At 55.3% G+C, this 14,313-nt stretch carries 12 protein-coding genes and 3 tRNA genes; 1 reads left to right on the top strand and 14 read right to left on the bottom strand.

All coding sequences use genetic code 11. The features are described 5' to 3' along the window. Positions 1 to 34: 34 nt before the first annotated feature. The 11 genes from EBC_RS03835 to nnr form a co-directional block, all read right to left on the bottom strand. Positions 35 to 1,333 (bottom strand): adenylosuccinate synthase, encoded by a 1,299-nt coding sequence (locus EBC_RS03835; protein WP_013200494.1) that lies wholly within the window; start codon positions 1,331 to 1,333, stop codon positions 35 to 37. A 97-nt stretch (positions 1,334 to 1,430) separates the two neighbouring features. Then, positions 1,431 to 1,631 (bottom strand): DUF2065 domain-containing protein, encoded by a 201-nt coding sequence (locus EBC_RS03830; RefSeq protein ID WP_013200493.1) that lies wholly within the window; start codon positions 1,629 to 1,631, stop codon positions 1,431 to 1,433. A gap of 67 nt (positions 1,632 to 1,698) precedes the next feature. After that, positions 1,699 to 2,703: a protease modulator HflC gene (hflC, locus tag EBC_RS03825; RefSeq protein ID WP_013200492.1), complete on the bottom strand. Its 1,005-nt coding sequence runs from the start codon at positions 2,701 to 2,703 to the stop codon at positions 1,699 to 1,701. A 3-nt stretch (positions 2,704 to 2,706) separates the two neighbouring features. Then, complete coding sequence (hflK, locus tag EBC_RS03820) at positions 2,707 to 3,957, bottom strand: FtsH protease activity modulator HflK (RefSeq protein ID WP_013200491.1); 1,251 nt, start codon at positions 3,955 to 3,957, stop codon at positions 2,707 to 2,709. Positions 3,958 to 4,027: 70 nt separating this feature from the next. Beyond that, complete coding sequence (gene hflX / locus EBC_RS03815) at positions 4,028 to 5,308, bottom strand: ribosome rescue GTPase HflX (protein WP_013200490.1); 1,281 nt, start codon at positions 5,306 to 5,308, stop codon at positions 4,028 to 4,030. A gap of 209 nt (positions 5,309 to 5,517) precedes the next feature. Beyond that, a complete protein-coding gene (gene hfq, locus EBC_RS03810) occupies positions 5,518 to 5,826 on the bottom strand; it encodes an RNA chaperone Hfq (RefSeq protein ID WP_013200489.1) in 309 nt (102 codons plus the stop codon). Between the two features lie 102 nt (positions 5,827 to 5,928). Next, positions 5,929 to 6,879 carry a tRNA (adenosine(37)-N6)-dimethylallyltransferase MiaA gene (gene miaA / locus EBC_RS03805; RefSeq protein ID WP_013200488.1) on the bottom strand — a complete coding sequence of 317 codons (951 nt, stop codon included), beginning with the start codon at positions 6,877 to 6,879 and terminating at the stop codon, positions 5,929 to 5,931. Continuing rightward, complete coding sequence (gene mutL, locus EBC_RS03800; RefSeq protein ID WP_013200487.1) at positions 6,872 to 8,755, bottom strand: DNA mismatch repair endonuclease MutL; 1,884 nt, start codon at positions 8,753 to 8,755, stop codon at positions 6,872 to 6,874. Before mutL ends, miaA begins: the two co-directional genes overlap by 8 nt. A 17-nt stretch (positions 8,756 to 8,772) precedes the next feature. Further along, complete coding sequence (amiB, locus tag EBC_RS03795; RefSeq protein WP_013200486.1) at positions 8,773 to 10,428, bottom strand: N-acetylmuramoyl-L-alanine amidase AmiB; 1,656 nt, start codon at positions 10,426 to 10,428, stop codon at positions 8,773 to 8,775. Positions 10,429 to 10,436: 8 nt separating this feature from the next. After that, positions 10,437 to 10,913, bottom strand: coding sequence for a tRNA (adenosine(37)-N6)-threonylcarbamoyltransferase complex ATPase subunit type 1 TsaE (tsaE, locus tag EBC_RS03790; protein WP_013200485.1), 477 nt, complete (start codon positions 10,911 to 10,913; stop codon positions 10,437 to 10,439). Next, positions 10,910 to 12,433, bottom strand: coding sequence for a bifunctional ADP-dependent NAD(P)H-hydrate dehydratase/NAD(P)H-hydrate epimerase (gene nnr, locus EBC_RS03785; protein WP_013200484.1), 1,524 nt, complete (start codon positions 12,431 to 12,433; stop codon positions 10,910 to 10,912). The genes tsaE and nnr overlap by 4 nt, the downstream gene beginning before the upstream one ends. Between nnr and queG the strand changes: the two genes are divergently transcribed. After that, the gene (gene queG, locus EBC_RS03780) at positions 12,432 to 13,568 is read left to right on the top strand and encodes a tRNA epoxyqueuosine(34) reductase QueG (RefSeq protein WP_013200483.1); all 1,137 of its coding nucleotides are present in this window, start codon (positions 12,432 to 12,434) and stop codon (positions 13,566 to 13,568) included. The genes nnr and queG overlap by 2 nt on opposite strands. A 317-nt stretch (positions 13,569 to 13,885) precedes the next feature. Here queG and EBC_RS03775 read toward each other — a convergent pair. The 3 genes from EBC_RS03775 to EBC_RS03765 all read right to left on the bottom strand — a co-directional run bounded on the left by EBC_RS03775 (position 13,886) and on the right by EBC_RS03765 (position 14,178). After that, a tRNA-Gly gene (locus EBC_RS03775) sits at positions 13,886 to 13,961 on the bottom strand. 32 nt (positions 13,962 to 13,993) lie between these two features. Then, a tRNA-Gly gene (locus tag EBC_RS03770) sits at positions 13,994 to 14,069 on the bottom strand. Between the two features lie 33 nt (positions 14,070 to 14,102). Beyond that, a tRNA-Gly gene (locus EBC_RS03765) sits at positions 14,103 to 14,178 on the bottom strand. Positions 14,179 to 14,313: the final 135 nt, after the last annotated feature.

Below are 14,313 nucleotides of genomic sequence, written 5' to 3'. Positions count from 1 at the left end.
GAGTAAGGCCGGGCATTGCCCGGCCTCAGATAACTTATGCGTCAAACGGGTCGCGCAGGATCATTGTCTCGCTACGATCCGGGCCGGTAGAGATGATATCTATCGGTACGCCAGTTACTTCTTCTACACGCTTGATGTAGTCAAGCGCGGCCTGTGGCAGGCCATCCAGCGTTTTCACGCCGAAAGTGGTCTCAGACCAGCCAGGCATGCTTTCGTAGATTGGCTCGATGCCTTCCCAGCCTTCTGCTGCCAGCGGCGTGGTGGTCACTTCGCGGCCATCCGGCATACGGTAAGCGACACAGATTTTCACTTCTTTCAGGCCATCCAGCACGTCCAGTTTGGTCATGCAGAAGCCAGAAAGTGAGTTAATCTGTACGGCACGACGCACGGCAACCGCATCCAGCCAACCGGTACGACGACGACGGCCCGTTGTGGCACCGAATTCGTTACCCTGCTTGCACAGGAACTCGCCGGTTTCGTCGAACAGCTCAGTCGGGAATGGACCTGCGCCAACGCGGGTTGAGTAGGCTTTTACAATGCCCAGCACGTAATCCACATAACGTGGACCGATGCCGGAACCTGTTGCCACGCCACCTGCGGTGGTGTTGGACGAAGTCACGTACGGATAGGTGCCGTGGTCGATGTCCAGCAACGTACCCTGCGCACCTTCAAACATGATCAGGTCGCCACGCTTACGCGCACCGTCCAGCAGTTCAGAAACGTCCACAACCATGCCGGTCAGGATGTCGGCAATCGCCAGCGTATCGCTCAACACTTTGTCGTAGTCGACGGCGTCTTCTTTGTAGTAGTTCACCAGCTGGAAGTTGTGATATTCCATCACGTCTTTCAGCTTAGCGGCGAAGGTTTCCTTGTTGAACAGGTCACCCACACGCAGACCACGACGGGCCACTTTATCTTCGTAAGCCGGGCCAATACCGCGACCGGTGGTGCCGATGGCTTTCGCACCGCGCGCTTTCTCACGTGCCACGTCCAGTGCAACGTGGTATTCCAGGATCAGCGGGCAGGCTTCAGAAATAAACAGACGTTCACGTACCGGGAAGCCGCGATCTTCCAGACCTTTCATCTCTTTCATCAGCGCAGCCGGAGACAGCACAACACCGTTGCCGATGATGCTGGTCACGTTTTCACGCAGAATACCTGATGGAATTAAATGGAGGACGGTTTTCTCACCGTTGATGACTAGCGTATGGCCAGCGTTATGGCCGCCCTGATAACGAACAACGTATTTTGCACGTTCAGTCAGGAGGTCAACAATCTTACCTTTACCTTCGTCACCCCATTGGGTGCCCAGTACGACGACGTTCTTACCCATTTCTCAAAATCACCGATTGCTTAAAAATGGATTCTACCACCGTAAAACCCGTCTTTCAGCTCTTTTAGCATACGATTGCGGACTTTTTTCCCAGATTTCACCCGCCGCTATGCGAACTGATCATGTAGTAGATCACCGCACCGGCCACCACAAGGCCACCACCAAAACGCCGTAACAGCGTGTCAGGCAATTGCGCCATCGATAAAATCATCCGCCGCCACATGCGCGGCAGCAGTACCGGGCCCAGGCCTTCCAAAACCAGCACTAACGCCAGCGCCATCCAAATGGTTGGGTTCATTATGTTTTCCGCTACAGACAATAAAAAAGGGGCCGGATAATCCGGCCCCTCGTTTTATAGCAGATTCTTAACGGGTGGCGTTAGAAGGCGATTTCATAAAGCGGAAGAAATCACTGTCCGGGCTCAGCACCATCACATCCTGATTGCTCTTGAAGCTATTATCGTAAGCACGCAGGCTGCGGATAAAGGCGTAGAAGTCAGGATCCTGGCTAAACGCATCAGCAAACAGTTTCGCTGCTTCTGCATCCCCTTCACCGCGGGTCATCAGCCCGGTACGCTGCGCTTCTGCCAGCGTACGCGTCACTTCGTAATCCGCCGTTGCACGCAGCTTCTCAGCTTCTTCCTGACCCTGTGAACGCTGGCTACGGGCGACAGACTCACGCTCTGCACGCATACGTGCGTAGATTGCGTCTGACACTTCGGTAGGCAGGTTGATCTGCTTGATACGCACATCAACAACCTGAATACCTAACGCCGCCATACTGTTCGGGTTGATAGCCGGTTCGTTGCTGGTCGTTTCACGCTCCACACGGGCGGCTGCTGAGGCAATCGCATCATCTGCTGCTGGCGTGGCGATTTCATCGTCCTGGCCTGCACTACCGGTATTCAGTGCATCACGCACATCGGTGGTCAGACGGCCACGAGAATCGGTAACGATGTCCTTCACGTCCAGACGACCGATTTCAGAACGCAAACGGTCACTGAATTTACGTTTCAACAGCACTTCTGCCTGGGAGACGTCGCCGCCGCCGGTGGCCAGATAGTAACGGCTGAAGTCGCTGATGCGCCATTTGATATAGGAATCAACGATCAGGTCTTTCTTCTCTTTGGTGACGAAACGGTCGGCCTGGTTATCCATGGTCTGGATACGGGCGTCCAGCGACTTCACGGATTCCAGGAATGGGATCTTGAAGTGCAGACCTGGTGCGTACACCAGCGGTTTGTTTTCGCTATCACGCAGGACTTTACCAAAGCGCATGACGATGCCGCGCTGGCCTTCCTGTACCACAAACAGTGACGCGTACAGCACCACCAGCACAACAATCAATACGACGATTAATGGCTTACGCATCGCTTACTCTCTCCCTTCGCGCTGGGTATCGTTGCGCTGAGCATTCGCCCGGCGCTGATCCATGATGGTGTCCGGATTATACGTCGAACCGTTACTGGCGCGGTCATTGCTGCCGCTGGCCGGTGGCAGGCGCAACAGGCTGTTGCTGCTGCTGTCCTGGGTTGCGTTCGACGATGCTCCGCCCTGTCCGCGCATAATCTGATCCAACGGCAACACCATCAGGTTGTTACCCTTGTCATTCACCAACACCTTACGGGTATGGCTCAGCACGCGTTCCATGGTTTCAATGTACAGACGCTCGCGGGTGATCTCTGGAGCCGCTTTGTATTCAGGCAGAAGTTTCGCAAAGCGATCCACTTCACCCTGTGCTTCCAGTACGGTACGGGTTTTGTAAGCACGCGCTTCTTCCAGAATACGCTGTGCCTGACCGTTGGCGCGTGGCTGCACTTCATTCGCATAGGCTTCCGCTTCACGAACGTACTGCTCACGGTTTTCACGTGCCGCGATGGCATCATCAAATGAGGCCTTCACTTCTTCCGGCGGACGCGCAGCCTGGAAGTTCACGTCCAGCAGGGTAATACCCATATCGTATGGACGAATGGTCTCTTCAAGCTCACGCTGCGTATCGCTACGCACCACGGTACGCCCTTCAGTCAGAATACGGTCCATGGTTGAGCGGCCGATAACGCCACGCAAAGCACTGTCCGTTGCCTGACGCAGGCTGTCATCCGCACTGGTGACCGCAAACAGGTAACGTTCCGGGTTAGTGACCCGATACTGCACGTTCATTTCGACGCGCACGACGTTTTCGTCAGAGGTCAGCATGGTGCCGGAGGCTGCCAACTCACGGACGGCTTCAACGTTCACCGCACGAACCTGATCGATAAAGGTCGGTTTCCAGTTCAGGCCTGGCTCAACCAGATGACTGAATTTGCCGAAGCGTGTCACCACACCGCGTTCCGCTTCTTTGATGGTGTAGAAGCCGCTACCGGCCCAAATCACTACCGCCGCAACCACGACAATACCGACCAGACGACCACCGCGACCCGGCGTACGCTGCCCGCCGCTGTTATCGTTTTTGTTACCACCGCCAAATCCGCCAAGCTTTTTGCTCAGCTTGCGAAAAATATCATCTAAATCAGGAGGCCCCTTATCGCGCCCTCCTTTGTTTCCCCCAGAGTTGCCGCCTTGATTATTGCTGCTTCCCCACGGGTCGCGGTCCTGTCCGTTATTCCCGGGCTGATTCCACGCCATGTTTATACTCCATATAATTGTGTGTGCGGTGGTATCCCAAGGCCGGGATACGCGTGTCAGGCAAAATCAGTCAAACAATGTAATCCACCAGCGCCGGCTCCTGTTTACACAGACGGCGCCAGTCAACGATCGGCATACGTACCTGTAAACCTACGCTACCATCGTCTTCGTTCCACTCTTTTTCTATCGCCTGAAGCTGATAAAAACGGCTACGTAACCGCCCTGCTTCAGGCGGCAGACGCAAGTCATACTGCGCAATTTCACCGGCCAGCCGCTCGGTAAGCGCCTGGAATAGCAGTGGGATCCCTTCCCCTGTCTGGGCAGAAACCCACACCCGCACCGGCTTATTCTCTTCATCACGATCGATACGCGGAACGAAACCGTCAAGCATATCGATCTTGTTCATGACCTGAAGCGTGGGAATTTCGTCTGACTCAATTTCTTCCAGCACCACTTCAACGGCTTTAATATTTTCATCGACGCGTAAATCTGCGGCATCAATAACATGCACCAGCAACGTTGCTTCACGCGTTTCTTGTAATGTGGCCTTAAATGCGGCGACTAAATCGTGCGGCAAATGACGAATAAAGCCGACGGTATCCGCCAGCACCACTTCACCCACATCGGCAACATCGATACGACGTAATGTCGGATCGAGCGTGGCGAACAGCTGGTCAGCAACATAAACCTCCGCCGCCGTCACACGGTTAAATAAGGTGGATTTACCGGCGTTGGTATATCCCACTAACGACAGGGTCGGCACATCGGCTTTATTTCGCGCCTGACGACCTTGCTCACGTTGTTTAGCTACCCGCTCGAGACGCGAGAGGATCAGCGTAATACGGTTACGCAGTAAACGACGGTCCGTTTCCAGCTGCGTTTCACCCGGGCCGCGCAGACCTATCCCGCCTTTCTGGCGCTCAAGGTGCGTCCAGCCACGAACGAGGCGCGTGGCAAGATGGCGAAGCTGTGCCAACTCCACCTGCAATTTACCTTCATGGGTACGGGCGCGCTGGGCAAAAATATCAAGGATAAGGCCGGTTCGGTCGATGACGCGGCATTCACAAAGGGCTTCCAGGTTTCGTTCCTGGGCCGGGCTGAGGGCGTGATCAAATAACACCACCGTCGCACCGCTGGCTTTCACCGCCTCTGCAATTTCAACTGCCTTACCTTCACCGACGAAATATTTTGGATGGGGAGATTTTCGGCTGCCGGTGACAACACTCAGCGCTTCAACACCCGCAGAAGAGACCAGGGTTTCGAATTCCTGCAAATCTTCCGTATTCCGCTCTTGGGAAAAATAGATATGTACCAGAACGGCCTGCTCACCGGCTTCATAACGGTCAAACAAACTTAAAACCTCTCAGAGCCTTATTAAACCTGCAACACGTTTGGCCATACTGCGTGAATATCAGATTCTCAATGCGCACCGGGATCAACAGATCCTCAGGTGGCGAGTTTGCGCAATCGACTCTCGCCATTCGGCGAAGAGTGGATCGGGCGAATTGCCAGGACGGGGAACCCGAGTGAACAGGTAACCCCGTCTTGGAAGAGCAGTGATTACTCTGTGTCGTCACTCTCTTGCTGAGGCTGAGTAGACGCCCCCTGGTTACTGCCATGATGATAGTTGCTGCTTCCGCCACCCGCATTGTTGCTGTGGTGGGAGACCGGACGGGACGGAACAACAGTCGAGATAGCGTGCTTGTACACCATCTGGCTAACTGTGTTTTTCAATAGAATTACAAATTGATCAAACGACTCGATCTGACCCTGCAGTTTGATACCATTCACCAAATAAATCGAAACCGGAACACGTTCACGACGCAGCGCGTTCAAGAACGGATCTTGCAATGATTGCCCCTTAGCCATTCTATCTTTTCCTTATATGCTTGTTGTTTACTACTTAAGAGCATGAACGCTCTGAAATACTGCGTAAAAATTTGCGCAAGATACTGCACTAATTGTACACAATCACCCAGGCTTCGCACTAAGAACCTGTAACAGGGTATCGCGCGCGGCGTCAGGTTGTTCGCTATCCAGCCAGTGAACATCCTTCCAACCGCGTAACCACGTTATTTGCCGCTTAGCCAGCTGCCGGGTTGCGCAAATTCCCCGATAAACCATGTCATCGTAATCGATCTCACCCGCCAGATATGACCACATCTGGCGGTAACCGACACAACGAATGGAAGGCAAGTCCGTATGCAAATCTTCTCGTGCGTATAACGCCCGAGCCTCCGCTTCAAACCCTGAGGCTAACATCTGTTGAAAGCGCAGTTCTATCCGTTGATGGATCACTTCGCGGTGCTGAGGTGCAATCGCGAACTGGGTCACATCGTATGGCAGCGCTTCGCCAGAAGTTTTAGTCAGTTCCGTTAAAGTTTTACCCGAAATAAAAAAAACTTCCAGTGCTCGCGAGAGTCTCTGGGGATCATTCGGATGAATACGATTTCCTGCAACGGGATCTATCTCACATAATTGACGGTGAAGGGCATCCCAACCCTGTTCACTCGCCTGTTGCTCAATACGCTGACGCACTTCCGGATCCGCCGGGGGCAACGGCGACAATCCTTCCAGCAAAGCCTTGTAATAGAGCATGGTGCCACCAACAAGCAACGGAATACGACCGCTTTCGGTTATCTCCGCCATTTCAGCCAGCGCATCCCGACGGAACTCTGCAGCAGAATACGCTTCAGAGGGGTCGCGAATGTCCAGTAAACGATGGGGCGCCAATGCCAGCTCATCTGCGGAAGGTTTGGCTGTGCCAATATCCATACCGCGATATATGAGGGCGGAATCTACGCTAATCAACTCAACCGGCAGTTCCTGACGTAATGCAATCGCCAGTGCTGTCTTACCGGAAGCCGTTGGCCCCATCAAAAAAATTGCCTTAGGCCGGCCAGCCTTGGATGTCTCACTCATGCTTCAGGGCGTTCATCGCCTGTTCAATATCGATGTGCTGTAAAAATCCAGAAGGTGGCGATTTCAGTAACTGCGGGCAAAGCCGTTCGACTTCAGCCAGCAACGTAATCGCCTGCGAGTGATTCCAGTGCGGATGTTCAACTACCGAATGACGCGCTAACCATTGCGCCACCTGCGTTGCGGACACATCCTGCTGCCGGGCGAGATAGCCTAACAGTTCTGGAATCAAGTTTTGTAAATTTTGTTGGCGTAATGGTAAAGGTACCGCGCGCAACGTCACATGGTGTGAATCCGCCTGCAGCTCAATTCCCATCTGGATCAATAAGCTGGCGTGATGCGTAATCGCTTCCCGCTCTGGCTTGTCCATCTTTACCCTAACCGGGATCAACAACGGCTGAGGTTTCAGCCCTTCTTCCCCAGGTTCAAGCTGCGCCTGCTTCAGCCAATGCGCCGCTACCGGCAAATTAATCAATGCCAGCCGCTCCTGCCCTTCAACCAAGGCAAAATTGTCCCGTATCACGCTCAGTACCCGGCCAAAGCTCTGGCTGTGCCCGCTGAGCGGCAGCTCAGTGCTGCGTTCACCCTGTTTTGAAGGTTCCCTGGCGACAGGGACGTCTGGGGTGCGCATCAGCTGCTGATAGGCTTTGCCTTCCTGTGGCTGATAGATCGGTTCCTGTCGCTGCCAGTGGCTTGAACCTGCACCGGCTCCCCCGCCTGAGGTTGAAGCCGCAGGCGAATGGCCTGCCGTGTGTGACTTGCCGGACGGGATTTTAGACGGTGCGGGCGTGGAAAAATGGTTGCCACCCGCAGCCTGGCGGTTCTCTGGCTGCCAGCGCTCGGCGGGCGCCGCCGGTTCCACATCGGGCAGGGTTTCGGCACCGGCCTCCTGCAAAACGCTGACCACACCCTGATAGATAAAATCGTGTACCAGCCGCGACTGATGAAAGCGCACTTCATGCTTGGCGGGATGGACATTGACGTCGACCTGATGGGGATCGATTTCCAGGTACAAGACGTAGGCCGGCTGATGGCTGTCTCCCAGCTTGTCCTGATAGGCCTGGCGAATGGCATGATTAATCAGCCGGTCGCGCATCATGCGGCCATTGACGTAGCAGTATTGCAGGTCGGTAATCGCTCTGGAGCCCACCGGATCGGCAACCCAGCCCTTCAGGCTCAGATCGCCGTGCTGCCACTCAATCGCCAGCGCATGGCTTAAGAACGCGGTGCCGCAAATTGCGCCAAGCCGACGTTCACGCTGGCTGTGATCCGCCACGCCACGATACTGCCGCATCAGTTTGCCGTTATGGGTCAGCGAAAAAGCCACGTCAAAACGCGCCAGCGCGATACGGCGGATGATTTCGTCTATATGGGTGAATTCGGTTTTCTCGGTGCGCATAAATTTGCGGCGTGCCGGGGTGTTGTAAAACAGATCCAGCACTTCCAGCGTGGTGCCTACCGGATGGGCCGCCGGTTTTAGCGTTACCGCCATATCCCGCCCTTCGGCATAGGCCTGCCAGGCTTCCGCCTGTGCTTCCGTACGCGATGTTAACGTCAGTCGCGATACCGAGCTGATACTGGCCAGCGCTTCGCCACGGAAGCCCAGGCTGACGATCGCTTCAAGGTCATCCAGCGTGGTGATTTTGCTGGTCGCATGACGGGCAAGCGCCATCGACAGTTCGTCTTTCCCAATGCCGCTGCCGTTATCGCGGATGCGGATCAGTTTGGCGCCGCCTTTATCAATTTCGATATCGATCCGGGTGGCGCCCGCGTCCAGGCTATTCTCGACCAGTTCTTTGACAACCGACGCTGGCCGCTCCACCACTTCACCAGCAGCTATCTGGTTAGCGAGCTGAGGAGGCAACACCTGAATCGGCATATCAATTCCTTATCTGGTTACGAAGTCGGGATAGTTAAGGTCTGGCCCAGCATCACGTTTTGCGATTTCATCTTATTGGCCTGCTGAATGGCCTTTGGACTGACGCCGTAATGGGCGGCAATCGCGGTAAGAGAATCGCCGCGAACCACTTTGTGGCGCACCGGCGTTTTGGCTTTAGTCACGGCGGCGGGCTGGCTGCCCGCCGGCACCTTCAGTCGTTGTCCAACCCAGACCACATCTTTCTTCAGGGTGTTCATTGACCGCAGGGTTGCCATGCTGATGCCATAACGGGCGGCAATACCGGATGCTGTCTCGCCCCGTTTTACCACATGACGCTGGATCGCCCCAGTGTATTGGGTGGTGTCTGGTGCCGGGTTGGGTTCAACATTAACCGTCGCTGCGGACTGCAAGGGACGGTTTTCCTCCTTTGGGATGGATTGCAGCGGATGCGCCAGGAAGTAGTTGCGAAGTCCTTTATAAATCGACTCGGCAATCTTCTGCTGGTATGCGCTACTGCCAAGCAGTCGCTCCTCCGAAGGATTACTGATGAAGCCGGTTTCCACCAGCAGGGAAGGAATATCCGGCGAGCGCAGAACGCCCAGGCTGGCATGTTCCGGCCGACGTTTGTGCAGCGAACCCACACGCTGAAGCTGCGCAATCACTTTTACTGCCACATCATAACCCACGCGTTGCGAGTGACCGAATTGCAAGTCTAGCACCGCCTGGCTGAGGTAAGGATCGGCCTGACTGTTGGCCAGCAGATCCCCTGCGCCGCCCAGCAGCTCGGACTGTTTCTCGTGCTGCTCCAGCCAGCCCGCCATTTCACTGTTAGCGCGGCGGTTTGACAGGACCCAAACGGAAGCGCCAGACGCACTGCGGTTAGGTGCCGCATCGGCGTGGATGGAAACCAGCACGTTGGCGTTTTGCTTACGCGCTACATCGGACCGGCCCATCACGGAGATAAAGTAATCCCCGTCGCGGGTCATCACCCCTTTGAACATCGGATCGGCATTCAGCAGCGCCTTCAGCTTACGGGCGATGGCGATGGTCACGTTCTTCTCTTTCAGACCGCCCGCGCCAATCGCGCCGGGATCCTGTCCGCCGTGACCGGCATCAATCGCCACAATCACCGCTTCGTTGGCCGACACCGGCGTTCTGCCCGGTCTGACAACGTCATTGCCGCTGCTGACAGCGGTCACCGGGTTGCCTTTAAAAGGATTCTCAACCGGCGCTGATGGCGCGCTGCTGGAGGCAGAGCTTACCTCAGCCGGACGGCGGGAAGCCGTGGCGGCCGGACGGGTGCCGGCGATAGTGAAGACCACATTGTAATTGTTACCTTCGCGCTGGGTGACCGCCCGCGTTTTGCTCGCCTGGGTCAACTCAAACACCAGACGAATGCTTTGCTTGTCTTTCGGCGTGCTGGAGCGAATGCGCTTAACGATATTTTCACCGCTAAACGTTAACGGCAGGCCTTTGATAACGCCGCTCTGGCGAATATCCAGCACCACGCGATCGGGATTGTGCAACGGGAAAAAGCCATACACCGGCTGGCCGTTAAAGCTGAGGGTGACGGTAGCTTTATCATCACCATTGGAGACTTTAATGTCGGATAAATTGGCTGCAAGCGAACTAAACGTCGTCAGTAAAAGTGCCAGTACCAAACCAAACTTCATGCGCAACCTCATGAACAACCCTTTTCCATAGCGACCTGCTGAATCATCATTTCTCCCGCCGCTGAGCAGGCTTTCAACTCCGCCTGACGCGCCGTTCCCTGATAGCTCAGGTGCAGTTCAATGTCCGGAACGGGCAGGAAGCCCGCGCCTTGTTGTGGCCACTCAACCAGGCACACGCTGTCACCGCCAAAATAGTCGCGGATCCCCATGAATTCGAGTTCTTCGGGGTCGGCAAGGCGGTATAGATCGAAATGATAGACCTGGCGATCGGGCAGACTGTAAGGTTCTACCAGAGTATAGGTGGGGCTTTTAACGTTCCCCTGATGCCCCAACGCCTGCAGGAAACCGCGGCTGAAGGTGGTTTTTCCCGCGCCGAGATCGCCAAACAGGTAGATCATGGCCGCGCCATGACAGGCGCGTGCCAGGCTGGCACCTAAAGTGAGGGTTGCTGCCTCGTCGGACAGTGCAATTACACAGGTCTTCATTCTTTTTTATTCAGGATCTCTGGATTAACAAACAGATAAAGTTCGGAAAATAGATCGGTAGCCAGCATGCCGCGCGTACCGACGCGCGCTGAAACGGCTTCAGCCGCTGCGCCATGCGCGACGCATCCTGCACAGGCGGCATCATACAATGAGAGCTTTTGCCCTAACAGACTGCCGATGATCCCTGAAAGCACATCGCCCATCCCGCCCGACGCCATGCCTGCGTTGCCGACATCGGCAAACGCCATTTCGCCTGCCTCGCTGGCGATGATTGTGCCGGCGCCTTTCAGCACCACCACGCCGCCGTAGCGTTTCACCAACTCTCTGGCTGAATGTAAGCGGTCACTCTCAATTTCGCTGGTCTTACAGTTCAGCAAACGCGCCGCTTCGCCAGGGTGAGGCGTAAGGATCCGATTTTGACGTTTATCGGGACTGATTGCCAGCAGGTTAAGCGCATCTGCGTCCCAAAGCATCGGTTTCTGAGAGTTTTCCACCTTTTGTAACGCTTTTTTACCCCATTCGCCCTGGCCGAGCCCCGGACCGATGACAATCACATCCGCCCATTCCAGCGCCTGATCCACGGCGTTGTCGCTCAGCTCCTGCACCATCAGTTCGGGTCTGGCGGTCAGCAACGGCGTAATGTTGTCTTTGTGAGTAAGCACTCGCACTAATCCAGCACCGGCGCGCAGTGCGGCCTCCCCGGTCATACGAATCGCCCCGGCGGTGCCGTGATCGCCGCCAATAATCGCCAGCGAGCCATGATCGCCTTTGTGCGAGGTGGGTTTACGCGGTTTCAGCCAGCCAGAAAGTGAAGAAGCATCAAAGCGGGCCATCGGTGCCTGCTGTTGTGACAGCCAGGCATCCAGGCTCAGGGCATGAAAATGCAGCTGGCCGGTGTAATCGCGGGCTTTACCGGTCAGTAAGCCGGGTTTCAGGGCAATAAACGTCAGCGTGTGGCTGGCGGCGATAACGGCGCCTGGCGCTGTACCGTTAGCGGCCACTAACCCAGACGGGATATCGACCGCAAAAACCGGCGCCGCATGGCCGTTTGCCTGCTCAATCAGATCGGCATAAGGCGCGTTCGGGGCCCGGTTCAGGCCGGTGCCCAACAGGGCATCAACAATCACCTCGATACCGTCAGGCCAGACATAAGACGGATCGTGGATCACCCCACCCGCCGCCAGCCAGGCATCACGCGCCTGATCGGCTTCTTCGGGCAACGGCTTGCTGCCTTCGCAGGCAATCACCGTCACCGTTAACCCGGCCGACTGCGCCAGCCGCGCGACGATAAACCCATCGCCGCCGTTATTGCCGTGTCCGCAGAGTATCAGCCAGTGCTGCGCGTCAGGCCAGAGCGCGCGGAGTTGGGCAAATGCCGCGTCGCCCGCGCGCTGCATCAGTTCAAACAGCGTGATGCCCAACGCATCAGCCGCTTCACGCTCCAGACGCGCCATCGCCTCTACAGGCCAGACAGAATAGGGTAAACTGGTGGGGTTACTTTGTTTATTCAGGTTTGTCATGTCGCTTCCTCTCGATCTCCATCAACTTGCCCTCGATATCAAACGCTGGGGGCAGGAACTCGGCTTCCAACAGGTCGGTATCTGCGATACCGATTTAAGCGCGGAAGAACCGCGCCTGCAGGCCTGGCTGGACAAGCAATACCATGGCGAGATGGAATGGATGGCACGTCATGGCATGATGCGCGCACGTCCCCATGAATTGTTGCCCGGCACGCTCAGGGTGATTAGCGTGCGGATGAACTATCTTCCTGCCAAAGCGGCTTTCGCCAGCACCTTAAAAAATCCCCAACTGGGTTATGTCAGTCGCTATGCCCTCGGGCGGGATTACCACAAAGTATTGCGCAATCGCCTGAAAAAGCTCGGAGACTTGATCCGTGCGCGCTGTGAAGAAGTGCAGTTTCGCCCGTTTGTCGACTCTGCGCCGATCCTCGAAAGGCCCATTGCCGTCAAAGCGGGGCTGGGCTGGACGGGCAAGCATTCGCTGGTCCTTAACCGCGAGGCCGGTTCGTGGTTTTTCCTGGGCGAACTACTGATTGATCTGCCGCTGCCCGTCGACCAACCGCAGGAAGAACAATGCGGCCGCTGCGTAGCCTGCATGACCATCTGCCCTACCGGCGCCATTGTCGAGCCCTACACGGTCGACGCCAGGCGCTGCATTTCTTATCTGACCATCGAGTTGGAGGGCGCGATCCCGGAAGAGTTCAGGCCGCTGATCGGTAACAGGATTTACGGTTGTGATGACTGTCAGCTGATTTGCCCGTGGAACCGTTATGGACAGCTGACTGACGAAGATGATTTTAGTCCCCGCGCGGTGCTGCATGCCCCGCCGCTCAACGAGCTATTTGCCTGGGATGAGGCCAAATTTTTACGGGTAACCGAGGGTTCCGCCATCCGCCGTATTGGTCATCTTCGCTGGTTGCGCAATGTGGCGGTGGCCCTCGGCAATGCGCCGTGGTCGGCCGACAATGTGGCGGCACTGGAAGCCCGTCAGGGAGAGAACGCGATGCTGGATGAACATATCAACTGGGCGCTGGCCCGCCAACTGGCGAATCGCAGCGAACATGCGGTCGAAATTCAGGGACAGCAGAAACGGCTGGTGAGAGCGGTAGAAAAAGGGTTACCACGCGATGCATAAGTGAACAATGCGCGATTATTTTCTGCCGTAGAAGGTTTTCCACACGCTGTGCATAAAAATAAAAAGTTGTTGTCATTCAAGAGTCACAGAAAGCACAAGCGATCCAGATAACAATTTGAAATATTATTATAAAGCGTAAAAACAGTAAGTTACACGAATTCTCAACAACTGTGCGCAAAGATGACCAATTGATGACAGATACGTCGCCTGTGGATAACTCTGTTAAAGAACTTTTTGTGATGAGCAAATGCAACGAAGCGCTGCTGGGTTATCGCTGTGGATAACATCATCTGGATATAATGAGAAGAATGAAGATTTGGAGCGGGAAACGAGACTCGAACTCGCGACCCCGACCTTGGCAAGGTCGTGCTCTACCAACTGAGCTATTCCCGCATAAGATACTTGGTATATGACTGCAAAACGTTTGGAGCGGGAAACGAGACTCGAACTCGCGACCCCGACCTTGGCAAGGTCGTGCTCTACCAACTGAGCTATTCCCGCTTAAGATACCTGGTACATTACTGCAAAAAACTTTGGAGCGGGAAACGAGACTCGAACTCGCGACCCCGACCTTGGCAAGGTCGTGCTCTACCAACTGAGCTATTCCCGCTCTGCGTAACGAGTAAAAAACTCTCTCGGTACGGGGTGCGCATTATACGAGAAAACAGACCTGCTGCAAGACTGAAAATACAAAAATTTTCTGCTTTCGGTCTGATTGCTGATTAAATCGGCAAAGTGGCAATTT

Origin of the sequence: Erwinia billingiae Eb661 (genome assembly GCF_000196615.1) — a bacterium.
Classification (GTDB): Bacteria; Pseudomonadota; Gammaproteobacteria; order Enterobacterales; family Enterobacteriaceae; genus Erwinia; species Erwinia billingiae.
This window is presented reverse-complemented; position numbering and strand designations above follow the sequence as displayed.